Source organism: Bdellovibrio sp. SBM16, from assembly GCF_056175625.1.
Window position 1 is genome coordinate 163764 of sequence record NZ_JBJKJG010000005.1, and the last position, 26794, is coordinate 190557.

The window sequence follows — 26794 nt, forward strand, 5'->3', positions numbered from 1 at the left end:
TTATAACCAAGGGTCTTTTTGCGTCAGGTAATTTTTAACATAATCTTCGATGGCTTTTTCCAGCGGCCATTGCGGTTCACTGAGGCCTGCCTGTTTCCATTTTGTCATGTTGGCCAGCGTGTAATACTGGTACTGGTTTTTAATATCTTCCGGCATATCAAGCCATTTGATTTTCTTCTCTTTACCCAAAGCTTTAAATAATGATTCGGCCATATCCAGCCACGAGCGCGTTTCGCCGAAACCCATGTTGTAAATACCGCTGGCCGGTTTTTTCTCAATCAGTTCACTCATCCAGCGAACCACGTCTTTGACATAAACGAAGTCGCGTACCTGGCGGCCATCCATGTAGTTGGCGTTGTAAGATTTAAATAAACCTAACGAATCATGTTTTTGTAAGTGATGGTAAGACTTAAACGCGACTGAGGCCATCGCCCCTTTTTCGTATTCGTTCGGACCGAACACATTGAAGAATTTTAAAGCGTACCAGTTTTCCGGCGTGGCTTTTTGTTTTACCGCCCAGCGGTCCATAATGACTTTTGATTCGCCGTAAAGGTTCAGTGGTTTTAATTTTTCTGAATCAAAAGTGTCGTCAAAACCGTTTTCACCGGCACCGTAAGTGGCCGCCGAAGAAGCATAGATCAGATTTTTTTTGTAACGGGCACACCAATCGAATAAACGCTGCGAATACAAGAAATTATTTTCGTACAGGTATTCCCAGTCTTTTTCGGTCGTCGAAGAGCAGGCCCCCATATGGATGATCCAGCTTACTTTTTTCTGGGCTTCCGGTGTGGCTAAGAAGCTCCAGAGCTCTTGCGCCTGAAAGAATTCAACAAACTGTCTTTTGTGTAAAAGATTGCGTTTTGTTAAGTCGACTGAGTCTGTGGCAACAATATTTGTTTGGCCCATTTGATTGAGCTGCCAAACCATTGCACTTCCAATAAAACCATTAGCACCAGTAACGATAATCAAGATTAAACTCCTAAGTCCGGGTCACGCACTTGCGTGCTTTCAGCACGACTATCCTGCAGATGCCTGCCAGTATCTGGCATGACACTTCACATTCGCAAGGGATTTGTGTGTTTGTATTCTGATCAGCTTTGAAAAACTTTCCTAATACTGGGGCAGATCGCCATTTTATTGGTTCTGAGAGCAAAAAAAGGTGGCCTTAAGGTTGCTCTATTTTGTCACTGAAGAGGTTCTGTTAGAACCATGTTCGGGGTATTGCAGGGGTGTATTAAATGCGTTCGTGGGGAATAGTTATTACCATAGCCATGGGGTTTTTGATGGGGTTTGTGTTGGCCGGTATCGGGGGGATATCTGCCGGGCTGCAGGCCGCACAGACTCAGTCTAAATTAGATACCAGCAAAATCGAAGAGCATTGGGCTAAGTCTGATTTAAGTGAAGCAGAGCTGCGCAAACTTGTAAACGATAAGACCTGCCATTTATCAGAAAAATACTTTTTAGCCTGCGTAAATTCAGTAAATAGCGCGCTCTCGTTAACTCAGGAACGTCTGGGCTTAACCGGTGAAATCTGGCCGGCTTACGCTGAAACCACAAGCCTTGATAATTTCAAAGAAAAAGAAACCTTACTGCCGTTTTCAAAAATCTATAAAGAGCAGATCAACAGCAGTTTTTCATTTGATAAACTTTGGGATCAGATTTTAAAAAAGGCCGATGCCAAAACGCCGGTGCGCTATTTACTAGCCCAGGGGATTAACGGCTATCTGTCGGTCAGCAAAGACCCGCACACCTATATCTTACCCATGGCTTATTTTGATCAGGTAAGTTCTACGTCTGAGCGTTCGCCTTACTTTGTGGGTTTAAGTTTTGAAAAAGACAGCCGTGGTCAGTTACGCATTAAAAAAGTGGTGCGTAACTCAGATGCAGATCAGGCCGGATTACAGGTTGGCGATATCGTAAATACACTTAACGGGCAGAAAGCCGATAGCTTAAGTTTATCGGATGCAGCTATGATCTTACGTGACCGTTCTGTGCGTATTTTTAATCTTAATATTAAGCGTGACGGTTCAACGCTGATTAAAAATATCCAGCGCAGTTACCGTGTTTTAAGTCAGGTGCATGCCGAAGTTGTAACCGGTCCGCGTAATTTCGGAGTGATTTCAATTTCACGTTTTTCGACAAATACCTGTAATGAAGTGCGCGATGCGATCTTAAGCATGGCTGATAAAAACATCTCCGGTTTAGTTTTAGACTTGCGTGATAATCCGGGCGGCCGCTTATCAGAAGCTGCGTGTTTAGCGGGTTTATTTATCGGTCAGGATAAAACAATTTATTCAGTACAGTATTTTGATTTATCAAAATCTAACGAAGTGGTGCTAACTAGTGCCGAGAGACTTTATTCCGGTGCGCTTGCCGTCTTGGTCAACACCAACTCAGCCAGCGCGGCAGAATTATTTGCCGGTGCGATTCAGGAATACCGCCGCGGTATCGTGATCGGCGCGAAAACTTTTGGTAAAGGTACTTTTCAAGAGATCGAACACTGGGAGAAATCAGAAAAAATCGGTTTTTTCAGAACCAAAGGTTTTTATTTGTTGCCAAGCGGAAGATCCACGCAGTTTTACGGGATCACGCCGGATGTAGAGTTGCCGGAGGCTATTGCCAGCGATTCAAGTGAGCAGAATAATTTTATTAATCCGATCAAACCGGTAAACCTGGTTTCGTCGAATAAAAACTTAGTGTTGCCGCTGCAGTCTTGCACCAAAGTTAATAGCCTGAACATTCAGGATGCGGTGATTTCAAAAGCAGTTGATCACTTGTCGTGTACCGAACTGATGTCATTTGTGGCACTTCAGTACAACAGCAACGAAGTTTCACCTGAGTATTAAAAATCAAGGGTCTGCATCGCCGCGCGCTGAGCGGGCCATTGTGGGTGTTAAAAAAGAATCGTTAAAAAGTTATATCACCCGGGTAATGTTAAGTCGTGAGACGATGGCGGGCTTTAATATTTTAGCGCTACCTAAAAATATCTTAAATTGATAGCCTGTCTTTAGATGATAAAGATTTTTCTGTGCCTATTCGCCGTAGTGTTTTTGCAAAGTGCCTTGGCCCGCCAGGGTGGCGATACGCTGCCATATTGTGTTGATAACGCCAAAAAAGTTGCAGCGATCACCGCCCAGATTAAAGCCAATGGCAAAACTAAGGCTAAGTACAATGCCTACAAAAAAGCTTTAGCCAGTGATAGCGACCGACAGCTAATGGCGCGTCTGGTGTATGCCGAGGTCAAAGCCGCACGCTGTGCCGAGCTTAACGATAAACTGGTTGAGGTGATCGCGGCCGTGATCGCGAACCGCGTAAAAATAAAAAACGGCAATATCAAAGCCGTGGTGTATGAGAAAGATCAATTTGCCTCGTCGTTAAATATTTACTCAGAATCAAACTATAAAGATTTTTTGTGCCCCAATGATTTAAAGCTATGGAATTTAAGTTTACAGGCGACTAGCGCAGCCCTCAGTGCTGAAACTAAGGCCACCGCTACGGTAAATTACTTTTTATACAAGCACAGCTCACGCTGGAAAAAAGAGCCGTGGCAGTTAGAAGAAGATCTGATCCTGGTAAGCCCTGAAATCCGCGGCTGTATCAAGGCTTTTAAGAACGCAGATTATAAATAGAGATGTCATTTTTCCCGACAGACTCGGGAAAATCTTGCAAGCCCGGTGAAAAAATCCCATATTGGTGGTCGTTTTGTGAGAAGGTGGCACTATGAAAACCCGTCTGTTGTTAATGCTATTTGTAATTTCGTTTGTAAGTTCGGCTTTTGCAGCCTACGCCGATTATGACGAAACCCTAAGCCAGTACTGGGAGCTAGATATCGAAGGCATGAAGCAACACTGCCAAAGTCATAACCCGTACACCTGGCAGGCGATCGCACAGAAGATGATTTCGGTAAAACCGCTGCAGAATAAAATCAAAGATTTAAATCAAGACGAAGTCATGGTGATCAGAAATTTACTGATAAGTGCAGCGTACAACCGATTATTTACGCACTCGTTAAAATTACAGAACACACCAACTCCGACGGTAAAATACATCTGGATCGCCGCCGGTTCGCAGGCGTCGGTCACAGTGGGGCATGCGCTGCAGGCGGGTTTAGCCGATCAGTACCCTAAAGACTCACGCCAGCATTATATTTTTAAACGTTTAGAGTCACTTCATAAAGATGTACCGCTGGTGCCAGCATTGCTGTTAGCCAATATCGACCGCATTAAATCTTTAACGGCCGATGGTAACTGGCGCGTGTACTCAGATATTTACTGGCAGCATTTAGCTTACACAGCCTGCGGCTTTGATGAGATTATCGCGCTTAATAAAACCTTAATGCAAAAAGAACCACGCCGCGCCGCTCACTTTGAGAGATTCTTATACGTTTGGAACGATATGGACTTGGGCCGCTACTTAGAGGCCAACAAAAAATTAATCTACATCGAACAGCACAATATTTTGCAGCCGCAGCTGTATGACCCGTTCGATGCGCAGACCGCCAGCGCCTTAGGCCTATTTAACGGACTGGCTAAAGCCGAACTTAAAGGCCCGGGCGGAAGAAAAATCGAAAGTTTTAACAAGTACTCAATCAAACATTTTACTTACCCGAACCTAGCACACTTTCCGACGCGCTTTGCATGGCAGAAGTACGTGGTCGCTGAACAAGCGGCGTATTTACAAGAACTGGGCACGATTCCTGCGATTCAGGTGGTGTTACAGCCGTCGTTGCTGGAATCGTATCAGGTGATTAATGATTATCTGGTTTTGGCTGATCAATCCGGCTTGTAATTACTGATATTCTCAAAAAACCGATTCATCTTCTGGTACAGCTGGCTGATCCACTTCTCGGGGCTACGGCCGGCGAGGGCTGCGGCTTCTTCGATTTTTTCGATGCAGCGTAAATCCTGGCAGATAAAATATCCATAGCTTGTGTTGGCGTTAATGGTTACTGATAACATACCGATTTCTTCTGAGGTGCCGTAGGCATTGCACCAGTTACATAATCCACCGACCGGTTCGCCGGAGTGGTGGCTGCGCTTAAAAGCGATACCGCGTGGGCGGTCCCAGTGGGGGGCTTTGTACAGTAAAAAGGTGTAAACACCTGAAGATTCGCGCCAGGTGTAGTAGGATCTGATATTCATTGGAAATTTTAAATTATTTGGCAGCACCAGTTTTTTCTGGTCGCGTAGGCGAAACGCTTGTGTCAGGTCTTTTTCTGAATCGATGGTAAAAACATTTTCGGTCAAAAAATTGTTTGATGTGTTCATCATGATAAACTCCTAGACAAAATCAACAATGGCAAAACCACCACCGATGGTTTTTAAATTGGTTGTTTGTCCTTGATAAAGTCTGGCGATCACGAGCTGTAATTCATCTTTGTAAGTATAGCAGCGAAGATCGTATTTCAGGCGCAAGTTCTGGTTGTCGTGCAGCACATCGACTTCAGGCGGTGGCGCATACTCTTGTGCGACAAAGCCCTGGGCAAAGGCTTCATCAAAAACTTTGCGGCTCATGCTGGCGCCATTATAGGCCTGCTTACTGCCAAAACTGGCTTTCGGTTTAAAGAACAGTTTTTTGCGCTCATTCCAGATTTGATCTTTATCCGCTGTCGCCAAGTCATAAATTTTAAGTAAGCTCTTAGGCACCGGCAGTTCAGTCTGCTTTTGCCAGTCGGATAAACGCTGTTTATCGCCAACTAAAAAATACTCCCACGGGGTCGGCGATAAATGCACTTTACCTGCATTGTATAGGTCTTTTAATTGCAGCGACTGCGGTTCTTTTAAGTAAAAATCAGTATAGCGGTTGTAAATTAAGGTGCCCGCCGCAAGTTCTGCAACTTGCGGCACATCGATTATTTTACAGTCGATGCCAGCCTGTGCAAAAACCTGTTGGTAAATCAGAAATTCTATAAACAATCTTTGTTGTTCTGGTTTTTCATCCATGATGGCCAGGTTTGGCGAACTTTGTCCGACCAAACGCGCTTCTTCACGAAACATGGCAACCATTTTGGCAAAATCAAAACCAGTCGCCGGCTTTACCTGCCAGAAATCATATAGAGCTATACCTAATGCCAAGAAAGCGGCGTTGGTGTTGATCTCGATCAGCTTGGGTTCGTGACCGTTGACCAGATGAAAATCAAAACTGGTGCACACGCTTAAATTCGGAGCTTTCTTTACACCGAAATTTTCGTACTGGGCGCTTAAGTTTTTTTCGGACCAACTGCGTAGCGCGTAGAGCTGCTTTATTTCAGATTTAAGATCTTCGAGTACAGGTTTAGGTAAGATCACGCGGTGCGGGCAGATCAGCTGCTCAGAGATAAGATTAGTCATCACCTCGCGGGAAATTTGCGGAAACGTATTGGCTAAGTGCTGAATAAAGTTATCTTTGACTGACATAGTTACTCTACGATACTTAATATTTGCCTATGAATCAAAGAATCGTGACCTGGAATGTTAATGGAGTGCGTGCGTGTTATGAAAAAACACTGCCGACTTTTATTGAAACCTATAAACCCGATATTCTTTGTTTACAGGAGACCAAAGCTCACATCGACCAAGTTGAGCCCGAGATCAGAACTCTGGGTTATAAAAACTCGTACTGGTCATCAGCCGAACGCAAAGGCTATTCAGGTGTCGCCACCTTTATGAACCAAAGCCCGATTAATGTGATCAAAGGCATTGATAAGCCTGATTACGACAATGAGGGCCGTGTGGTGTGGACGCAACACCAGTATTTTGATTTATATAATATTTATTTTCCCAATGGCGGCTCAGGCGGTGAGCGCCACACCTTTAAACAAAATTTCTTAAAAGATTTAGCCCTGCACCTGTCGTTTGAGATCAAACGCGGCAGAGACATCATACTCGTGGGCGATTACAATATCGCACACCTTGAAGCCGACGTTTATGCGCCAAAAGCGCTTTCGACCGAATCTGGTTTTTTACCGGAAGAGCGGGCGTGGTTTTCTGATTTTTTAAAAATGGGATTTGTCGATTGTTTCAGACATTTTTACCCTGAGGCTAAAAATGTCTATTCGTGGTGGTCATATAAAGACGAAGCGAGAAAGAAAAACAACGGCTGGCGTATCGACTATATCTGCGTTACGCCGAACCTGGTAAAAAACCTTAAAACTTGTCAGATCCTTTGCCAGCAAGAAGGTTCTGACCATTGCCCCGTGATGGTCGACTTGAGTTTTTAGTGCCTTCTTTTAAGCTTGGGCCTGGTCTAAAGTGTTCACGAAACATCATTTCTGCTAACGCTGAAGACTTAACGGTCCACTTCTGGATATTTACCGTAATTGCTGCGATTGCGACTTTGTTTTCACCATCAGAAGCATAACCCACAAACCAGTCATTGGTGCCTTTAGGGTTAGTGCCCGAGAAGTGGCCGGTTTTTCCGCCCATTTCAACCTCGCGGTATTTTTTATCGCGCACCAGTTTACGAAACGTTTTGCGGGATGTACCGGTTAGAACTGTTTGCTCCATCATCTCGCGCACTTTGGCCGCCGACTCGGCCGTGATCGCCTGGCCGATCTCATAAGTTTCGCCTCGGTACACAAGCTCATGGTCATCGGTGGCTATTTCATCAATCAGGTATGGGGCTACGATTTTACCGTCATTGATGATCGAGGCTGCGATCATCGCCCCGTGCACCGGGCTCATGGTGTTAAAGCGGTTGTAGCCGGATGCCACTTGCGCCATCTCAAAGCCTTTTTCTTCAGGGACCAGCGCCTGACTTTGCTCTAGAGAAAAATCGGCAGGGATAAATTTATTAAACATAAACCGTTTTGAATACTCAGATAAATCTTTCGGATCTAAGTTTTCGAGAGTTAAACGGCCAAACGCAGTATTGATAGATCTGGCAAATGCATCTTTAAGTGAGATAAAGCGTGTCCAGCGGTTGACGTTTTCTGATAACACGTTTTTTTTGTAAAGCGTGTAATTGCCGCCGTTAAAAGCGATTTTATCCTGCGGTTCAACACCTTTGCGGTCAACAGCGGTTGCGGCGGTGATAATTTTAAAAATCGATGCGGCCGGAAAGGTTGCGCGTAAAGCCAGGTTTTCGGCTTTGGGTTGGCCTTTTACATAACTGGTCAGTGCCAGAATTTTTCCGGTGGTGGCATCCATCATCACGATCGCGCCATAATCAGGTTTGTAGCGTAATAATAATTTTTCTGATTGCTGTTGCAGGTCTTTATCCAGCGTGTATTTCACGTTTACTGGACCTTCGTCTGCAATTTCAAGCTTGGTCGGCAGCTGATTATTCCAAAGTGAGCGGCCAAGGGCATCAGAAAGTTTTTTTCTCGCTTCTGACTGGGTTCCTAAGGCTGTGGTTTTTTCATGAGTTCCGTCTGCATTTGTAGAGTTATCTCTGAAATAGAACAGAGCGGAAACGGCGATTATTGTTGTTGGCACCAAAATCCATTTGGTGATTAGACTTCTTCCTTGAATCATAGAAATAATCTTAACATAATGATTAGGATATCTCCAAAATATTTATGAGGACGAATATATGAAGACCAAAGAGAGAATTTTAGTAGGGGCTTTAGGATTGTTTAATAAAGACGGTGCCACAGACGTGACAACGAATGATATCGCTAAAGAGCTGAAAATGAGTCCGGGTAATCTATATTTTCACTACAAAAACAAAGAACAGATCGTCAGAGAAATTTTTAAAAAATTATCGGCTGAGACTGTTGAAGTGTGGAAGCCGCAAACCAAGCTGGCAAAGAAAAACCAGCAGATTCACTTACAGCAGTTTATCGAAAAAAATCTGGCATTATACTGGAAGTACAGATTCTTTCACCGCGAGACCTTTACCTTAAGAAAAAAAGATCCTGAATTGTCAAAACTGTGGAAACAGCATATGAAAAAATTAGGGCTGTTAATGATTATCATGTACAAACACTGGGTTAAAGCCGGTTACATGACGCCGATGAAATCAAAATATGAAATGGAATACATCGGTGAGTTATTATTCGTCTCTTCAAACAGCTTTATGCAGTTTTTTGAAACCTCGGACCGCGGTGAAGTGCCAAGCACTAAGGCTTTTGAGAAAGCCCGCCGTCATATTATGCGAATGTTATTGCCTTATTTAAGTGGCCAAACTCGCGACGAGTTTGAAAATTTTATTAAGGGCTAAACAAAAAATGGCCGTCAGGGCCTGTATAAGCCAGTAGAGCGCTTTAGAGTTTGGACACTACTTTGCAATGATCTGCTGGTTATGAAAACCATCATTTTATTATTAGTAATCAGCCCGTTGTTTGCCCAAGCTAGCGATTGTTCAGCTTTAGTATCACAATTACGACAAATGAAAGAGGCGCAGTTGGCCGTGCAGGGCAGTCTGATTAAGAACCATGATATGGTGGCAGATTCATTGGATTCCTATGCCGATGCGCTTAAGGAGTCGTCGGGCCGCGCCCATAAGACGGTGTCAAACAGCATGTTAACGGCGGCAAGCTCGTTACGTAAACGCGGTGAGAAAGGCCAAGAGCTAGCCGAAAAGCTGGCGGATCAGACCGATTTGATCATTAAGAGCGTTGAAAATTGTCTTAAATAGTCTGTATTGCATGTCACTTCAGATCATTTTTATGCAATATCAGCTAAATAACGCCTAGCAACTAGACCAATCTATTGAAAATAAAATAATGAAATCAATAATTTAGCAGATTTCATTTTCTGTAAGATTTTCGTTGCATAAATTACAAAATTCTATTTATATGTGTGCAGTTCCATTTTGGAACTTAAGTAAATTGGCGAAGATGCCGATAAGACTGGGCTCTAAATTCATTATGAAAACGAATTTATTGAGTTTGGGCGAAACAAGGAGGGTACCATGGCTAAAGCAACGGTTGAACCGAAAGCGACAAAAGCAAAAGCAACTGCCACGAAAGTAGCTGAATTAAAACCAGCAGCAGCACCAAAAGTTGAATTCCAGGCTCCGAAATTAAGTGAGGCTCTGATTGCTGAGTGCCGCGAAAAATTATTAACAACTAAAGCAGACTTATTAAACCGTGTAAAAGAAGCGCGTGGTAAACTAGATCAGTTCGAGCGTGGCGGTGATGAAGCTGACCAAACCATGAGAATCCTTGCTGAACAAGAAGTGATGACTCAGACGGACCGTTTACGTTCACAATTAATGGAAATCGAAAGCGCTTTAGGAAGAATCGAAAACGGTTCTTACGGCTTTTGCGAAGAGACTGAAGAAATCATCGAAACTGAAAGACTTAAAGCGATCCCATGGACACGTTTAAGCATCGAAGGTGCAGAAATCCGCGAATCAGTTGATAAACGTTACGCGAGATAGTTTTCAAAATTGAAATTAAAATAAAAAACCCGCTTCTAGGAGCGGGTTTTTTATTTGGAGCATCGATAAAATTAAATCAAAACTAAATGGCGTTCGACATCCATGACTGGTGATTTAAGCGGGATGGATTCGATTTTTAAATCTTTGAATTTCTTTTTAGCGTCGCGCAATTCCTCATCGATTTTTTCCTGGCGGCCCTTAAGTAAGAAATACTTACCTTTTTTGCCATAATAAATACGGGTGATATCCAAGATCACATCGATCGGTTTAAACGCACGCGCGGTGACAATCTGTACTTTATCAAGGTCATGCGTGATTTCACCGTTAACCACCAGGTTTGGCGCTAAAGCTGCACATTTTTTTAGGAAGTTTTGCTTTAACACGCTTTTTTCAAACAGGATGTAGCGGGTATCAGGAAATTGAATGGCATAAATCACACCCGGTAAACCACCGCCGGCACCAAGATCGGCGGCGTATTTAATGCCTTTGGGAAACTGTTTTAACGGCAATAAACAATCAAGCACGTGATTATCCACTAACTCTTCCACAGTCATTTTCCGGCTGAATAAATTTAATTCTTCATTCGACGCCCATAGAAGTTCGACGTATTTTTTAAGCGTAGCAATACCGTCTTCGCGAAAGCCAAGCTCAAGCATTAACGGTATTCTTGAATCAAAATACGCTGACAGTGTCGACATGCTGATTATTGTAATTGCTTTTTGCTGTTCGTGACAACAGACCAGTTACAAAGTTTATAAAGCATACGTGCGCCGACGTTGCCATCCCACTCAGATTCTTCTTCTTCGCCGGTTGAAACTTCGTTCAAGTCAAAACCCACGATCTGACGGCCTGAAGCGGCTAACGTTGAAAACAAAAAGAACACTTCGTCAGTCGATAAACCGCCGATCACCGGTGTACCTGTTGATGGGCAGAAGCGCGGGTCTAAGCCGTCGATATCAAACGAGATGTAAACTTTTTGCGGAAGCTCTGACACGATATCCTGGGCAATTGAAGCCCAGCTTTCGCCTTTTAACAAACGTTGTTTTGTCGGCAGATCAAAGAAAGTTTTAATATCAGAGCGAGATTTGATAAAATCAAATTCTTCTTCGCAGAAATCACGGATACCGACCTGAACTAATTTTTTTGGGCGCGAGCCTTCAGGTAAGTTCATCACGTTATACATGATGGATGCGTGTGATTGCTCAAAGCCCTGGTAGGCTTTGCGGGTATCAGAGTGAGCATCGATATGTAATACGCCGATACCGTCTTTATGTTGTTCAGCGATAGCTTTGATCGCACCAAGCGGAGTTGAATGGTCGCCGCCGACTAAACCAAATAATTTACCGGCATTTAAGATTTTTTTTGTTTCAGTGTAAACCCAGTCGGTTAATTCGCGCGAAGCCTGGTTAACCTGTGCGGTTAATTTATCCATTGTCGCTTTGTCTTCAGACTGCTCGGTTTTCATAGCGATTACTTTTTGCGCGATTTCTTTAAAGTTTTTAGATTTATTATTAATTTCTTCAGAAATTTCTTTCATGAAGTAACCGGCCTCATAAGCGGTCTTGGTTTCGAAGTCGAAAAGATCGATTTGTTCTGAAGCCTGGCGGATAATGCGCGGGCCGTTAGAAGCTCCTTTACCGTAAGAAGTGGTCACTTCCCACGGAACCGGCAGCATAACTAATTGGCATTCTTGTTCAGATAACGGGATGCCGAAGATCCCGAATTCAGAAGAAATAGTGGTGGTGGCATCGAATTTTGGTTTGCGGGGGGTATCGTTTGCAGACATAGAAACCTCATTAGAGTTTAAAAAAATATTAGTCAAATTAGCACTTTTGGTTACGGATAGATAGCTCGGTGGCCTAAGCCTCCGCAACGAAAATTTCATTGTGATTTCAAAATTTTAGCTATCTGCGGCAATATGCTGAAAAAAGTAAATTATCCCTTGAACCCAAAAAAGAGTCCTTTAATCTAGCTAACGAATTGAAAGGGGAATGTTTTCACATGAAATTCTTTAAATTAATCACAGTAGCGGCGGTTACAATGCACTTAGCATCTATTGCTCAAGCGGTAAATGCCAATCCTTCTGCTCCTAAAGGCGGAACGTTCAACTATAACTTCGATGCTGAGCCAGAAAGCTTACATCCAATTATGGGTGGCGATGTTTACAACCAATACTTCAATAACTACGTGCAAGATTCACTGTGCGCGAACAATTTCAATACCTGGGCTTTCGAGCCACGTATCGCTGAAAAATGGGAAACCAGCAAAGACGGTTTAACATTTACTTTCACGATCAGAAAAGATGCTGTTTTCCATAACGGTGATCCGGTAACTGCTGAAGATGTTAAGTTCTCTTTAGAAACAATCAGAGAGCCGAAACACCAAGCTTTAAATTTACTTCCGTACTTCGAAAAAATCACAAAAATCGAAGTTGTTGATAAACACACGGTGAAATTCACAGCGTCTGAAAAATACTTCCAGAATTTATCAGTACTTTGCGGTTTAACAATCTTACCTAAATCAGTTTACGGCGATATTGCTAAGTCTGTTAAAATGCAAAAAGATGCCATCGGTGCTGGCCCGTACAAATTAGAAAAATACGACAAAGGCCAAATGATCGTGATCAAACGTAACGATAAATGGTACGGCTGGAATTTACCTCACTTAAAAGGTTTTTTTAATTTTGACCAAATCAATTTTCGTTTTACCAAAGACGATAACATCTTAGTTGAGCGTCTTAAAAAAGGCGATATCGACTATGCTGAAATCAAATCTACAGACGCTTACCTAAAAGCGACTGGCAAGCCATTTAAGCCTAAATTTACAGCGGAAAAATTCGTCGCTTTAGCAGTGAAAAACGATATGCCTAAATCATACGGTTACATTGGCTTTAACTTTAAAGATCCAATCTTAGCCGACAAAAACGTTCGTTTAGCTTTTGCTCACTTAGTAAACCGCGCTGAAATGAACAAAAAGTTTTCTGAAAACCTAAATCACTTAGCCACTTCGCCAGTACCGGTTGGAACTAAACAATCGCCTGACCGTAAGCCTATCGAATTTAATCCGGCTAAAGCTAAAGAATTATTATCTAAAGCTGGCTGGGCAGATGCTGATAAAAACGGTGTGTTAGAAAAAACCATCAACGGTAAAAAAACAGAGTTAAAATTATCTTTCATTTACGCAAATAAAGACTCTGAAAAACAGTGGACGATCGTAAAAGAAGACTGCAAAAAAGCAGGTATTGATCTGGAGTTAAAACTTTTGGAGTGGAATACATTCATCAAGAATGTTGACGACCGCCAAATGCAACTTTGGGCCATGGGCTGGGGCGGTGGCGACATCGAATCAGATCCTAAACAAATCTGGCACTCTAGCTCAGCTTCAAAAGGTGGTTCTAACTACGGAACTTACGCAAATCCAGAAGTTGATAAATTAATCGAACAGGGCCGTGAAGAATTGGATCCTGCAAAACGTACGGCGATCTTCAAAAAAATGTACGGTTTAATCGCTGACGACGTTCCTTACGTTTTCTTATTTAACCGTAAGTACGAGTATTATGGTAAATCAACTAAAGTAGTTTCTCCTGGTGATACGTTTAAGTATGACTTCGGTTTCCGCACTTGGTGGGCTGCGACGAAATAGTTCACTTTCGTGAACTATTTGTCTCTTGTTTTGATCTGCCTCCGGCAGACCTTATTCTAAAGGGAGCTGCTTCACGCAGCTCTCTCGCTTGAATGAAGAAATTACTTGAACCCAAGGTTTTATTAGCCTTGGGTTTTTTTGTTTAGGGCTCCTCCTGCCCTAAACCCCTGCGCTACGCTACGGGGCTCGCGCGAAAAAATGCCATCCTGGCATTTTTTTAAGTCTGAATATGTCCACGGTTTGTCCTGAAAATTGTCATCGATTTTGTAAAAAGGTTTGCCCTCAAAGAGCATGCTCAGTATAAGACTCTCATGTTCGTTTACATCCTGAGACGTATTCTATTAGCTATCCCTACCTTTATCGGTATTACTTTAATTACATTCTTGATTATCAATGCCGCTCCCGGCGGGCCGATCGAGCAAAAAATGCAAAAAATTCGCATGGGCGGTGGCGGTGATGGTGGTCGCTCGACCGGCGTGTCGCAAGAAATGCTCGATAATTTAGCAAAACAATACGGCTTCGATAAACCGCTGCACGAGCGCTACTTCGTCTGGCTTAAAAATATTACCAAATTTGATTTCGGCGACAGCTTTTCTTATCAAGAGCCGGTGATTGACGTGATTTCATCAAAATTTCCGGTGTCCTTGTCATTCGGTTTAGCCTCACTATTTTTAACTTATCTGGTCTGTATCCCGCTCGGCGTGAAAAAGGCGATCAAAGCTGGTAGCGCTTTTGACCAAATCTCGGGCTTTTTACTCTATATCACGTACTCAATCCCTCCGCTGGTGTTGGGTATCTTTTTGATCGTTTGGTTTGCCGGTGGATCGTATTTTGACTGGTTCCCGATTGGCGGTATCAAATCTGATAATTACGACGATCTGACGACGTTAGCTAAAATCGGTGACCGTGCTTACCACTTCGTATTACCGCTGACATGTTACATGATCGGTAACTTCACTGAGTTATCAATGCTGGTGCGTAACTCGATGTTAGACGTTATTAAATCTGACTACATCCGTACTGCGCGCGCTAAAGGTCTGAGTGACGCTAAAGTTTATTATAAACATGCTTTACGTAATGCGCTTATCCCGGTGGCAACTGGTTTAGGTGGTTTTTTACGTGTGTTTTTAGCGGGATCTTTAATTATCGAGACCGTTTTTAACTTAGACGGTATCGGTTTATTAGGTTACAGCTCAATCTTAGCGCGTGATTACAACGTGATCATGGGCTTAACGTTTATTTCGGCATTGTTATTATTAATCGGTAATATCTTAAGTGATATTATCTACGTCTTAGTTGATCCAAGAATTGATTTTAAATAGGTCGGCAGAAGTATGAACATCATCGAAAACAGACTTATTACCAATGAATTAACTTTAAAACGTTACCGCCGTTTTAAGAGAAATAAATTAGCCGTATTTTCATCGTGGATGATCATGCTGTTAATTTTCTTCAGCTTCACGGCTGAGTTCTGGGCTAACAGCAAACCACACATCATGAAATATCAGGGCGAAATTTACGTTCCGCTTTTTAAAGATTATCACCCGACGGTTTTCGGCCGCGAAGATATCTATGTGATGGACTACCGTTCGTTAGAATTTAAAGAAGGCGACTGGGCCGCTTGGCCATTGGTGCAATGGGATCCGTTCGAATCAAACACCACTGTTGAATCTTATCCTTCAGCACCGACTAAACATAACTTAATGGGTACGGATGACCGTGGCCGCGATGTTTTAACACGTTTATTATACGGACTTCGTTATTCATTTATCTTTGCCTTAGGCGCATGGATCTGTGCTTATGTTGTTGGTATTACGATCGGTGCCATTACCGGTTTTTACGGTGGTAAAGTCGATTTACTGGGTATGCGTACAGTTGAGATCGTGCAAACGATGCCGACCACGTTAATCTTGATTACCATCATTTCAATCTTTACGCCTAATTTATTGGTGTTGGTTTTATTCTTGGCGCTGTTTGATTGGACCAAGATGGCTCTTTACATGCGTGCCCAGTTCTTACAATTGCGTAAGCGTGAGTATGTTGAAGCGGCAAAAGCCTTAGGTTCAAACGACCGTCGCGTGATCTTTAAACACATCTTACCGAATGCGATTACTCCGGTTGTGACGTTTTCGCCGTTTGATATCGCCGCCAATATTTCAGTTTTATCTTTCTTAGACTATTTAGGTTTAGGATTACGTGCTCCGACTCCAAGTTGGGGTGAGTTATTACAACAAGCGCAAAAATACTTTACCACGGCAGAGTGGTTAGTTTGGTACCCGTCAGCGGCCTTAATTATTACGTTAACGTTATTAATTAATATCGGCTTAGCGGTACGTGATGCGTTCGACGCCAAATCGGCGGTAGGTTAGTTACCTTGGAAGGCGATAGTAGTAGCCCCGTAGTTTTAGTAACCATGGGCGGAAGAGGATTCCGCTTTAAACAGGCTGGCTACTCTGAACCAAAACCCTTTGTAAATGTATTAGGAAAACCAATGATCAAGCGTGTGCTTGATCTGTTTCCGAAATCTTGGCCCACGGTCTGTGTGTTTAACAGCGCAGATTATTCTGACCGTCATTTTGCTTTTATCAAATCCGAGCGCACTGACGTGCAGTTTGCGACAATTGCACCGAATAACGGTGGTCCGATGCAGACGGTGATTGCCGGCTTAGAGATTATTCCCGAACATCGGCCGGTCTTTGTAACTTACTGTGACTACGGACAAGAATGGAATGCCGAAGATTTTTTAAGTTTTGTTAAGCGCAATGATTCAGATATCTGCTTTGTCGGATACCGCGGCTTTCACGCGCATTATCTAACAGCCAATATGTATTGTTACGCCAAAACCGAAGGGCATGTGATTTCTGATATTAAAGAAAAAGAATGTTTTTCGAAAAACCGCGAAGACGATTTTGCATCGACTGGCGGATATTATTTTAAATCAGCCAAACTATTAAAAGCAGCGCTTCTAGAACAGCAAAAGCAGAACTTAAGCTGGAACGGCGAGTTTTTCACGTCGTTAGCCGCAAAAGCCCTGATGAATGTGTGCGGAGATTTAAAAGTGCATGCTTATGAGATCAATAAATTTTTTCAGTGGGGTACTCCTGAAGATTTAAAGGCCTTTCATTACTGGGCCGAGGTAAAATATGAAAATTTCCAGTGAGTGGCTTAACAAAAAATTATTCTTCGGTTTTTTGGTCTTAGTGGCGCTACTTGCGCTGTTTGATTGGATTTTATTCGGACGCACCCCGATGCATGAATTAAACACGGTGAAAGAAGCCGCTCAGGCGGTGAGTGCAAAAATTACCAATAAACCAGGCGGATTTGCCGGCGCGGCTCAGGCGCATGCCGTTTCTGCTACTGCGGCGTTACGGGCGGCACCTACTTTAGATCCCGCAACCGCAACGCCTGTACAGTTTAAAGAATGGTTTTACGCTGAAGTAAAATTGATGGATCAGTTCAATGTAAATGAAGATCTGATGCAGAGTCGTTATTTACAGTTAACGGCGAAAATGACGCCTGAACAGTTTAAGCAGTTATCGGTGGTGGCGCGCACCAAAAACCCAAACATTAACGAGCGCATTTTAGCGGCGTATTTATTAGGGTACGCAGGTTACGCCTCAGTCGGTGACTTGGCAGCGTTAGTCTCATCTCCGATTCAATTGGACGGTGAGCCAAAGCCACATACGGTCTACGAAACCCAGCAGACACAGGAGCGCGCATTACGCGTTTTGGCGATCAACCGTTTAGCTGATTTAGCGCAAGGAAGTGAGCCTGAGCGGGCGAAATCTGCTTTATCCGAATTAAAGCGAATTGCAGCCACGGTAAAAGACTTAAACCTAAAAAATTACGCTGAGAATAAACTGGCCGAAATTTCTAAATAGCTAACACAATCTTGTTGAAACTGGTTCCATTTTGGGGTGAACTCTTTGACGACACCAAGGGGGGCAGTCAAATGAAACAATTATTACTAGCAGTAGTGCTTGGTTTATCATTATCAGCACAAGCACAAATCGGCATTGGCCCAGTAGTTCCACAGGAGCCAAATCCAGGTACGGATGCCAGCAACTGTATTTCTGCAGCGGATATGACGCAGATTGCGAAAGACTTTAAACAGTTTGCGAGCTTATCAGGCAAAGAATATTGCCATGATGGTTCGGAACAGGCTCACTTACTTGCGGGTATTCACTACATCCGTAAAGTGCAATTCACTCAACCGATGACCAACAGCCAGGATGAATTATTCCGCGGTACGTTTGCCGGCGACTGGTACAAATACACAACCAAATTAGTAAAAACTTTCGCGATTGAGAAAAGCTGCCCGACGGGTGTTATTGCTTTCGTTTACGGTTTTTTCCATAACAACACCATGCACGTTTGCCCGATGGCTTTAACTCCGGCGTTTACACCGCTTGATTTAGCTTCGGTATTTATGCACGAAGCCCGTCACATCGAAGGTTACCCGCACGTGACTTGCTCGCAAGGTCCACGCGCTAACTTAAACGGCGCTTGTGATAAGAAAATCTCTGATGCAGGTTCTTACGCTGTGACAGTTGAAACTTACGCACAGCTTGGCCAATACGGTAAAGATATCCACCCGGCACACCGCGCTTTAGCGCAGGCGTCTTCTTTAATTTACGCGGCTGAGTCTTTCCAGACCCCGGTTAAGATCAACAAAGAAGAAGCTTTTATCGCTTTAACTACAGACCGTGAAATCTACCAAATTGAGTCTAACTTAAAAGAAGCGAAACTTATCGGTACAGCGGCTAACTTCGGTAACTTTGCAAAAAGTAAAATGGGCTTGATGTTCTTACCTGAAGATAAATCTTTACCGATGGTTAAAATCTTTCCTACCGGTGAGACTTCTCCTGCGTCTTCTGAGTACAATGATAACGTTGCAACTCGTGCTAATGTCGTTGATTACTACTTTGCTTGGTACTGGAACGCTCGCATCGAGAAAAACAAAGTTAAATTTTTCTGTGATAAACGTGAAAAGCCGACCCAAGCGACTGAAGTTCAGATCTCTGGTGGCCAGGCGTTATCGGTTATCTACCCAGAAGGTTACACTCCGGATAAAAACTATGCTTATGTTAAAACAACAACTGGCGTAGTAAAAATCTCTTGTGAAGGTTCAGCTGGTAAAGTTGTAGCGGCTAACGGTGTATCTGTTGATGCAGATATTAAACGCGTACAAAAAGCGAACAGCACTTTAGTAGGCTTAACTAACGACGGTGATTTATTAAACTTATCAAACAACTCTAGCCGCCTTGATTTAGGTATCGGCTCAGTGGTTGATATGACTTCATTCACCCGCGCTACTTTCTTCGATAAGCAGTAATTTTAGCTGTAAGCTAAATTGTCGAAGTTAAAATTTAAGTTTTAAATTTGAAACCCAGCTCTGAAAAGAGTTGGGTTTTTTTTATGTCTGAAATCAAACTTTTGCATAAAAGGCTTACTCCATCTCACACAAAACCGCAGTCACTCAGTTAAGCTCATTGTCAGTCATTCCAATGATAAATTTAAATCATAACGTACGTAAGATGATTTAAAAGCGCGAAAGTCTCCGGTAGCGTTATCTCATTAAATCAACTAGGCGTTTTACAATCTCTAAGAGAAGTAAAACTAGCCGTAGGTAATACTTTAAATTTCGCTTAAAATTCCGAGAAGTTACTATAGGGATAGTAAAATTCGTCATTCGGACTCCTTCCTTGTCAGTCGGAAGTCTAAGACAATAAAAAAAGCGAAATGGAGTAAGACCATTTCGCTTTTGCATTTTGTGAACCAGATTCAGAAATAAAAAAAGGGACATGTTTCCATATCCCCTCGATCGATTCATAATTTTAGAGAGTAATTTCCTACTCCATTTCCTCAAGATAAGTGTAACCAGATAAGCCTTCTTCGTAATGTTTAAGTAACGCTTTGGCTTCTTGTTTTGAGATGTTGCCGGCAGCGATCGATTCTTCAGTGTACTGACGAACGCTATCAACCATTTCGGCACGGCCGTACTGAACGTAGCTTAATACTTCAGTTACGGTATCGCCTGGAACGTAGTGATCTACGGTGTAACCAGATTCGTGGATAGAAATGTGAACGGCATCAGTGTCGCCGAATAAGTTATGTAAATCGCCTAAGATCTCTTGGTAAGCACCCGTTAAGAAGATACCTAAGAAATAAGGAGCATCACCTTCTTTGAACGGGTGAATTCTTAAAGTCTTTTTGAATTCGCCAGTTTCAGTGTCGATGAATTTTTCGATCTTGCCGTCAGAATCGCATGTTAAGTCAGCAATGGTTGCTTCGTGGTGTGGTTCGTTACTTAAGTTATGAATCGGCATCACCGGAAATAACTGGCCCACAGCCCAAGAATCTGGAACTGATTGGAACACTGAAAAATTACAGAAGTAAGTATCACATAATTCTTCACGTAATTGTTCAACGATGTCTTCGCAATCAGGTGTTCGGCGTGCGAGTTCTAACATTTTTGTGGCGATCGTGAAGTGCATGTTTTCGCACCAAGCACGTTGAGTTAAATTTAAGACTCCGTAAGTGAATAAATTTAGAATCTCGTTTTTGGCCTGCATTGTATCGTTAAAGCACTCGTTGATATTCTCGGGAGTTAACTTTTCAAAAATATACTGAAGATCCTGCATGATTGATGGATCTTTTTTAGTTGCAGGCATCGGCGGCTGCTGGCGGTAAAGATTATTTACGCCCATCACGTTAAAAACTAAGATCGAGTGATGTGCAACTAAGGCACGGCCTGATTCAGTGATGATATTTGGGTGCGGAATGTTTTTTTCGTCACATAAAGTTTGGATCGTCGATACCACGTCATTGGCGTACTCTTGTTCAGAGTAGTTGACTGATGAATCAGAGTGGCCAGAGCCGTCGTAATCAACACCAAGACCTCCGCCTACGTCGATGTACTTAAGGTTTGCGCCTAAGTTGTGTAATTCTACGTAGAAGCGAGCGGCTTCTTTTAATGAAGACTTAATAGATTGGATCGCCGGAACTTGCGAACCAATGTGGTAGTGAAGTAGTTCTAAACAATCTAACATGTTGTTAGAACGAAGAGTTTCGACACCTTCAACGATTTCAGCGGCAGTTAAGCCGAACTTAGAACGCGCCCCTGCTGAATCAACCCATTTGCCGGCACCTTGCGTATTTAATTTAGCGCGGAAACCAATTTTTGGTTTGATCGATAATTTTTTAGCAGCATCCATGATGATTTTTAATTCATCTTTACGATCGACAACGATGATGATCTGGCGCCCAAGTTTTTGCGCTAAAAGCGCTGTTTCGATGTACTCAGCATCTTTAAATCCGTTACAAACGATAACGGCATCTTTAGTGTCCATTAAAGACAGAACCACTAAAAGTTCTGGTTTAGAACCGCACTCAAGACCTAGTTTGCAGTTTTTGCCGAAGCGAACTAATTCCTGAACCAGGTGGCGTTGTTGGTTAACTTTAATCGGGTAAACACCGCAGAACTGGCCTTTGTAAGCGTGATCAGCGATCGCTTTCTGGAAACATGAGTGAATTAATTGTACACGTTGGTTAATGATATCAGGAAAACGGATCATGATTGGTACGCGGATACCACGATCTTGCAATTCTTGCGTCAGTTCGTAAAGGTCAACGGAAGGGCCGGTTGAGCCGTGGGGAGTTACAACAACGTTACCGTTTGAGTTTACGCGGAAATAACCGTTACCCCAGTTATTGATTCCGTAAAGAGCGGCACTTTTTTCAGGGCTCCAAGAAGCCGATTTGGCGTGCGCGAAAGTTTGTAAACCCGAAGACGTTGACGGAACTGTTTCCATTAAAGATCCCCCTAAAAATTTTAATACTTTTTTATACAGAATTTTCAGGGGGGTGCAATAAATTATTTACGAGGCTGCCTTCCTGGCTGAGCTTCTGACGACATCCTGTCGTCAGACCTAAATTACTTTGCAATTAAATTTAAAATCTTGCCCGGTTTGTAGATCACTTTTGCCGGAGGCACGCCGTTTAAGGCTGCGGCCACCGTCGTGATTTTTAAGGCCTCAGCGACTGCAGTGGCTTCGTCAGCGGCAAGCGCCAGCTCAACCGTACCACGCATTTTGCCGTTTACCTGAACGCCCATGGTGACGGTGTCGTCCTGGCAAAGCGCCGGGTCGAATTTAGGCCAAGCGGCAGTGACCACTAAGCCTTGGCCGCCCAACACATGCCACATTTCTTCAGCTAAATGCGGAGCAAATGGCTGTAATAATTGCGCTAATGGCAATAACGCTTTTTTCGAGCGGCACTCGTGTTTGTAAAGCTCATTCACAAGAATCATCATTGAGCTGATGCAGGTATTAAAGTTCATCGCTTCGATATCTTGTGAAACTTTTTTAATCGTTTTGTGTAATAATTTTTCCACCTCAGCAGGTAAAGCGGCGTCATTTGCGACCACTTCGCCGGTTTGCTCGTTTACAGCCAGGCGGTGTAAGCGGTCTAAGAAACGGCGAACCCCTTCGATACCGTTTTCTGCCCAAGGTTTGTCTTTATCTAAAGGACCCAGGAAGGTGACGTAACAGCGTAAAGCATCAACACCGGTATCTTTGGCCACTTCATCCGCCGGGATGACATTGCCGCGGGATTTTGACATTTTTTCACCATCTGGGCCGAGGATCATCCCTTGGTGCGCCAGTTTTTTGAACGGTTCATCAACCGAAATCATGCCGGCATCAAAAAGAACCTTGGTCCAAAAACGTGAGTAAAGTAGGTGTCCGACCGTATGCTCGGCACCGCCGACATAAAGATCTACCGGAAGCCAGTACTTGATCGCCTCCGGCGAAAACGGCGCTAAGTCATTGTGAGGGTCAGCATAGCGTAAGAAATACCACGAAGAGCCGGCAGCACCCGGCATAGTGTCGGTTTCACGCTGGCCATTGCCGTATTTAACCCAGTCTTTGTTGTTGGCCAGCGGAGCTTCACCTTTATCTGAAGGTTCATAGTTAGCCACTTCCGGAAGTAAAACCGGCAATTCATTCATCGGCACCGGCTTGATCTGGCCGTTCTCATGGTAAACAGGGAAGGGTTCACCCCAGTAACGCTGGCGCGAGAATAACCAGTCGCGCAGTTTGTACTGCACCTGTTTTTTACCCAGGCCTTTTTCTTCAAGGTACTGGCTCATTTTTTTGATGGCTTCGGTTTTAGTTAAACCGTTTAAGTTGATTTCTGAAGTTGCTGAATTCGTTAATTTGCCTTCGCCAGTAAATGGTAAATCCGTATCAGATTCTAACACGCGCACGATTGGTAATTTAAACTGCGTTGCAAATTCAAAATCACGTTCGTCATGACCAGGAACGGCCATGATCGCGCCGGTACCGTAATCCATCATCACATAATCGGCGATCCATACCGGAATTTCATTGCCGGTAACCGGATTGACCGCAAAACCGCCGGTGGCAACACCGGTTTTTTCGGTGTTGGCTTTACGGTCGACTTCAGATTTTTTTGCCGAAGCTTCGATGTAATCGGCAACGGCCTTTGCCTGTCCCTGCGAAACCAGTTTCATCACCAGCGGGTGCTCCGGTGCAAGTACCATAAATGTGACGCCGAAAATAGTATCCGGACGGGTCGTGAAGATTTCAAAAGCTTCATCTGAATTTTTGATCTTAAATTTGACGATTGCACCTTCGGATTTGCCGATCCAGTTACGTTGCGCCTCTTTGGTGCGCTCTGGCCAGTCGACTTTGTCCAAGTCATTTAATAAACGTTCGGCGTAATCCGTGATTTTTAACATCCACTGCTTCATCGGTTTTCTGATTACGGGGTGACCGCCGCGCTCAGATTTCCCGTCGATTACTTCGTCGTTGGCTAGCACGGTTTTTAAAGCCGGACACCAGTTCACCGGAACTTCTTTTTGGTACGCTAAACCTTTTTCAAAAAGTTTTAAGAAAATCATCTGCGTCCACTTGTAGTAATTCGGGTCAGCGGTTGAAATTTCGCGAGACCAGTCAAAGCTGAAACCATAGCGCTGCAAAGTGGCACGGAAACTCTGAATCGATTTTTCTGTGGTGATCGCCGGATGTACGCCGGTCTGGATAGCATACTGTTCAGCTGGAAGGCCAAAAGCATCATAGCCCATCGGGTGAAGCACATTAAAACCCATCGCTCGTTTATAGCGAGAGACGATATCGGTCGGGGTGTAAGAGGCGATGTGGCCCATATGTAAGCCAGACCCAGACGGGTACGGAAACATATCCAAAGCATAATACTTCGGTTTGGTAGAGTTGTTTTCAGCCTTATAAGCTTGCGCTTTTGTCCAGGCCTGTTGCCATTTTGATTCGATTTCAGTGTGTTTCATGCGCTCTACACTAAACCGAAAATCTCATAATGAGAAGAATTGTTAAAAAACTGAGAAAAAATGGTGCAGTTTGTCTCTAGAAAGTTCGCTTTTTTGCCGATAAATCATCTATGAAAAAGGATCCAAAACAGAGGCCCATTCTCGTACTTGATGAGGACCCGACTACGCTTGAACTAATGGCTGAACCGCTGCGCTGGGAAGGCTATGAAGTGCACGGTTTTACTTCGGAGCGCGAAGCCACCGAAGCTCTTAATTACATCCGCCCACAATTAGTGATTTTAGACCCGGATTTTGCTGAAGGTAATGGCTTTCATTTTGTGAACAACCTGTTTTCTTCAACGCAAAAAGTGCCGGTGATCGTAGTTTCGACCAACCCGACGACCGAGAAAATTACCCAGTTTTTAGACCTGGGAGCTTCTGATTTTATCAGTTCCCCGTTTGTACCCATGGAATTTTTAGCCCGCGTGCGAACGCAGTTACGTATGCGTGATATGCAAGAAGAGCTCATCGAATCGAATACCAAACTGCAAGAGATGATCGAGATAGATGATCTTACCGGGCTGTTTAATACGCGCTCGTTGTATTCGAAATTAGAGTTTGAGATCGAGCGTGCACAGCGTTTTAGCCGTGCCGTAACCGTGATCATGATCGACATGGATAAATTTAAATCCGTGAATGACAGTCATGACCATCTATTTGGTTCGTTCGTGTTAGCTGAAGTGGGTAAAATTATCCGCCAGAACACTCGTACCGTGGATATTCCGGCCCGCTACGGCGGTGATGAATTTTTAATCGTGTTATCTGAGATCCCACTTTCAGGTGTTGAGTTTTTCTGTGAAAAGTTAAGAAACCGCGTTGAGCAGCACACTTTTAGCTCAGGCCCGGATTCAATAAAATTAACTTTATCAATCGGTTTTGCCACTTACGATGGCGATCCGACGCAGACGATTACCAGTAAAGAACTCGTGCGCAGAGCTGATGCTGCTTTATACGAAGCTAAGCACCAGGGCCGTAACCGCGTGGTCAGTTATTCGCAGAAAATCGACCGTCTGCACAAGTTTGAAAAGTCTTCTGTGATCTCACTTTTCGACAAAAATAAGAAGACAGCCTAATAGTCTTATGCCATAACGCTGTCTTGCTATGAGCGAGACAGCGGTACACAACACACCTAAATCAAGACAGGAAAAAGACGACTACTTTAAAACCGTAAAGGTTTTAAAACGTCCGGCCGTTAATTTAACCCGTACGTTACCAAAACCTACCGAGTACTCTTTAGCCCTGGATAACGAGTATAAAGACATCGCCTTTAACGAAGAGCGTGCACCTGAGAATAAAGGCCAATGGCGCTCTAAAGTCTTCAACGTCGCTGAATCTACGCCATTAGATGTTGAGATCGGCACCGGTGCCGGCAACCACTTCGCGCACTGGGCGATCAAGCACCCTGAGCGTTTATTGGTGGGTTTAGAATTAAAATATAAACCGTTAATTCAAAGCATCCGCCGCGCCAAAGTGGCCAGCTGTAAAAACGCCGCCATCTGCCGCTATCATGCGTTTAACTTAGATTTGTTATTTGATAAAGGTGAAGTGAATAACGTGTTTATTCATTTTCCGGATCCGTGGACATCGCCGTACAAGCCGAAAAACCGCGTGGTCAACAGAATCATTTTAGACTGGATCTATGAGATGCAGCGCCCAGGTTCGTTTTTAGATTTTAAAACCGATTCACGTGAGTATTTTTTGTGGGCCTTAGAAGAAATTAAAGCGTCTAAGTACAAAGTCGAATTCCAGACATTAAATCTGTACGCCGAAAACAACAAATACAAAGACGAAAACTTTGCCACTGGCTTTGAAAAAATCTTTACCAAACAGGGCATTGAAATTAATTATATCCGTTTAGTAAAAGAATAGTTTTATTGCCTGAAGAGCGATTTTCTTGTCGAAACCGCGAATCAAACGTCGTCTGCGTGTGGCAATTTTCCTCCCATTGAAGTTGCGACTTATGCGGAGGAAATTTTAATTTATGTCTTTCATCATGTAAATGTTTGTCTTTTTGTATCCTGAGTTTTCGTAAAGACTTAGTGCAGTTTTATTGTGTGCGAAGACATGGAGACCTATCGAATTGAGTCCTAATTTTTTGATCTCAGTTTCGGCTAACATTAACAACTGTTTTCCGAAGCCTTTGCCTCTGACCTCGGGAACAATAAAAATATCAAAAATAAAAGCGTAAACTTTTGAGGATTGTGTTCTTTTGCCGATCCATAAGCTTCCAATTACCGTGTCTGAAATTGATTCAGTTGCAGAAAAAAAATAATGATTTTCAGTCTCCAGCCCGAGAGGGAGCAACGCTTTATAATTTTCATGAGCAAGTGTAGTTGCCTCTTCTGTCGTGATATCTAAGTTTTTGGCATTTGATTCGGCGTGGAGCAAAATACTTTTATCTATGAATAGTTTAAATTCATCGGGTGTCATTTTTTTTAGTGTGATCACTTGGACCGCCATTCATATTTTAATGTCGCATAC

24 protein-coding genes are annotated in these 26794 nt (G+C 43.3%); 15 read left to right on the plus strand and 9 right to left on the minus strand.

The genetic code is table 11. The features are described 5' to 3' along the window. Nucleotides 1-969: an ADP-glyceromanno-heptose 6-epimerase gene (gene rfaD, locus AC04MM_RS06365; RefSeq protein ID WP_475379493.1), complete on the minus strand. Its 969-nt coding sequence runs from the start codon at nucleotides 967-969 to the stop codon at nucleotides 1-3. Between the two features lie 269 nt (nucleotides 970-1238). Between rfaD and AC04MM_RS06370 the strand changes: the two genes are divergently transcribed. The 3 genes from AC04MM_RS06370 (at nucleotide 1239) to AC04MM_RS06380 (ending at nucleotide 4788) form a co-directional block, all read left to right on the plus strand. Further along, complete coding sequence (locus tag AC04MM_RS06370) at nucleotides 1239-2846, plus strand: S41 family peptidase (protein WP_475379494.1); 1608 nt, start codon at nucleotides 1239-1241, stop codon at nucleotides 2844-2846. Between the two features lie 198 nt (nucleotides 2847-3044). Next, complete coding sequence (locus tag AC04MM_RS06375; protein WP_475379495.1) at nucleotides 3045-3629, plus strand: hypothetical protein; 585 nt, start codon at nucleotides 3045-3047, stop codon at nucleotides 3627-3629. A 91-nt stretch (nucleotides 3630-3720) separates the two neighbouring features. Next, complete coding sequence (locus AC04MM_RS06380; protein WP_475379496.1) at nucleotides 3721-4788, plus strand: DUF2515 family protein; 1068 nt, start codon at nucleotides 3721-3723, stop codon at nucleotides 4786-4788. On the opposite strand, the gene AC04MM_RS06385 is transcribed toward AC04MM_RS06380, so the two are convergent. Beyond that, on the minus strand, nucleotides 4773-5270 hold the full coding sequence (locus AC04MM_RS06385; protein ID WP_475379497.1) for an FBP domain-containing protein: 498 nt from the start codon (nucleotides 5268-5270) through the stop codon (nucleotides 4773-4775). The genes AC04MM_RS06380 and AC04MM_RS06385 overlap by 16 nt on opposite strands. 9 nt (nucleotides 5271-5279) lie before the next feature. After that, nucleotides 5280-6395 carry a hypothetical protein gene (locus tag AC04MM_RS06390; RefSeq protein WP_475379498.1) on the minus strand — a complete coding sequence of 372 codons (1116 nt, stop codon included), beginning with the start codon at nucleotides 6393-6395 and terminating at the stop codon, nucleotides 5280-5282. A gap of 29 nt (nucleotides 6396-6424) precedes the next feature. On the opposite strand from AC04MM_RS06390, the gene AC04MM_RS06395 reads away from it, so the two are divergent. After that, nucleotides 6425-7198, plus strand: coding sequence for an exodeoxyribonuclease III (locus AC04MM_RS06395; protein ID WP_475379499.1), 774 nt, complete (start codon nucleotides 6425-6427; stop codon nucleotides 7196-7198). Here AC04MM_RS06395 and AC04MM_RS06400 read toward each other — a convergent pair. Then, nucleotides 7125-8453, minus strand: coding sequence for a penicillin-binding transpeptidase domain-containing protein (locus AC04MM_RS06400; RefSeq protein WP_475379500.1), 1329 nt, complete (start codon nucleotides 8451-8453; stop codon nucleotides 7125-7127). The genes AC04MM_RS06395 and AC04MM_RS06400 overlap by 74 nt on opposite strands. 58 nt (nucleotides 8454-8511) lie before the next feature. Here AC04MM_RS06400 and AC04MM_RS06405 point away from each other — a divergent pair, with 58 nt between their 5' ends. From AC04MM_RS06405 to AC04MM_RS06415, 3 genes are all read left to right on the plus strand, one after another. Then, nucleotides 8512-9141 (plus strand): TetR/AcrR family transcriptional regulator, encoded by a 630-nt coding sequence (locus tag AC04MM_RS06405; RefSeq protein ID WP_475379501.1) that lies wholly within the window; start codon nucleotides 8512-8514, stop codon nucleotides 9139-9141. 81 nt (nucleotides 9142-9222) lie between these two features. Then, entirely contained in the window at nucleotides 9223-9558 is a 336-nt protein-coding gene (locus AC04MM_RS06410) for a hypothetical protein (protein ID WP_475379502.1), read from the plus strand. Between the two features lie 276 nt (nucleotides 9559-9834). Continuing rightward, nucleotides 9835-10305: a TraR/DksA family transcriptional regulator gene (locus AC04MM_RS06415; protein WP_475379503.1), complete on the plus strand. Its 471-nt coding sequence runs from the start codon at nucleotides 9835-9837 to the stop codon at nucleotides 10303-10305. Between the two features lie 71 nt (nucleotides 10306-10376). Here the strand turns inward: AC04MM_RS06415 and AC04MM_RS06420 are convergent, their stop codons facing one another. Next, nucleotides 10377-11003 carry a 16S rRNA (guanine(527)-N(7))-methyltransferase RsmG gene (locus AC04MM_RS06420; protein WP_475379504.1) on the minus strand — a complete coding sequence of 209 codons (627 nt, stop codon included), beginning with the start codon at nucleotides 11001-11003 and terminating at the stop codon, nucleotides 10377-10379. Nucleotides 11004-11008: 5 nt separating this feature from the next. Next, entirely contained in the window at nucleotides 11009-12091 is a 1083-nt protein-coding gene (locus tag AC04MM_RS06425) for an agmatinase family protein (RefSeq protein WP_475379505.1), read from the minus strand. 215 nt (nucleotides 12092-12306) lie between these two features. On the opposite strand from AC04MM_RS06425, the gene AC04MM_RS06430 reads away from it, so the two are divergent. The 6 genes from AC04MM_RS06430 to AC04MM_RS06455 all read left to right on the plus strand — a co-directional run bounded on the left by AC04MM_RS06430 (nucleotide 12307) and on the right by AC04MM_RS06455 (nucleotide 19282). Continuing rightward, nucleotides 12307-13947, plus strand: a complete 1641-nt coding sequence (locus AC04MM_RS06430; RefSeq protein WP_475379506.1) for an ABC transporter substrate-binding protein — start codon at nucleotides 12307-12309, stop codon at nucleotides 13945-13947. A 311-nt stretch (nucleotides 13948-14258) separates the two neighbouring features. Continuing rightward, on the plus strand, nucleotides 14259-15269 hold the full coding sequence (locus AC04MM_RS06435; protein ID WP_475379507.1) for an ABC transporter permease subunit: 1011 nt from the start codon (nucleotides 14259-14261) through the stop codon (nucleotides 15267-15269). Nucleotides 15270-15281: 12 nt separating this feature from the next. Further along, complete coding sequence (locus AC04MM_RS06440; protein WP_475379508.1) at nucleotides 15282-16316, plus strand: ABC transporter permease subunit; 1035 nt, start codon at nucleotides 15282-15284, stop codon at nucleotides 16314-16316. Between the two features lie 44 nt (nucleotides 16317-16360). Beyond that, nucleotides 16361-17107 (plus strand): NTP transferase domain-containing protein, encoded by a 747-nt coding sequence (locus AC04MM_RS06445; protein WP_475379572.1) that lies wholly within the window; start codon nucleotides 16361-16363, stop codon nucleotides 17105-17107. Then, nucleotides 17091-17828, plus strand: a complete 738-nt coding sequence (locus AC04MM_RS06450; RefSeq protein WP_475379509.1) for a hypothetical protein — start codon at nucleotides 17091-17093, stop codon at nucleotides 17826-17828. Before AC04MM_RS06445 ends, AC04MM_RS06450 begins: the two co-directional genes overlap by 17 nt. Nucleotides 17829-17899: 71 nt before the next feature. Next, nucleotides 17900-19282: a hypothetical protein gene (locus AC04MM_RS06455; RefSeq protein ID WP_475379510.1), complete on the plus strand. Its 1383-nt coding sequence runs from the start codon at nucleotides 17900-17902 to the stop codon at nucleotides 19280-19282. Nucleotides 19283-19799: 517 nt separating this feature from the next. Here AC04MM_RS06455 and speA read toward each other — a convergent pair. Next, the gene (gene speA, locus AC04MM_RS06460; RefSeq protein ID WP_475379511.1) at nucleotides 19800-21761 is read right to left on the minus strand and encodes a biosynthetic arginine decarboxylase; all 1962 of its coding nucleotides are present in this window, start codon (nucleotides 21759-21761) and stop codon (nucleotides 19800-19802) included. A gap of 122 nt (nucleotides 21762-21883) precedes the next feature. Next, the gene (leuS, locus tag AC04MM_RS06465; RefSeq protein WP_475379512.1) at nucleotides 21884-24274 is read right to left on the minus strand and encodes a leucine--tRNA ligase; all 2391 of its coding nucleotides are present in this window, start codon (nucleotides 24272-24274) and stop codon (nucleotides 21884-21886) included. Between the two features lie 110 nt (nucleotides 24275-24384). On the opposite strand from leuS, the gene AC04MM_RS06470 reads away from it, so the two are divergent. Both AC04MM_RS06470 and trmB read left to right on the plus strand, forming a co-directional pair. Further along, nucleotides 24385-25386 (plus strand): GGDEF domain-containing response regulator, encoded by a 1002-nt coding sequence (locus tag AC04MM_RS06470; RefSeq protein ID WP_475379513.1) that lies wholly within the window; start codon nucleotides 24385-24387, stop codon nucleotides 25384-25386. 28 nt (nucleotides 25387-25414) lie between these two features. Beyond that, a complete protein-coding gene (gene trmB, locus AC04MM_RS06475) occupies nucleotides 25415-26182 on the plus strand; it encodes a tRNA (guanine(46)-N(7))-methyltransferase TrmB (RefSeq protein ID WP_475379514.1) in 768 nt (255 codons plus the stop codon). A 105-nt stretch (nucleotides 26183-26287) separates the two neighbouring features. Here the strand turns inward: trmB and AC04MM_RS06480 are convergent, their stop codons facing one another. After that, nucleotides 26288-26773, minus strand: a complete 486-nt coding sequence (locus tag AC04MM_RS06480) for a GNAT family N-acetyltransferase (RefSeq protein ID WP_475379515.1) — start codon at nucleotides 26771-26773, stop codon at nucleotides 26288-26290. Nucleotides 26774-26794 lie beyond the last annotated feature (21 nt).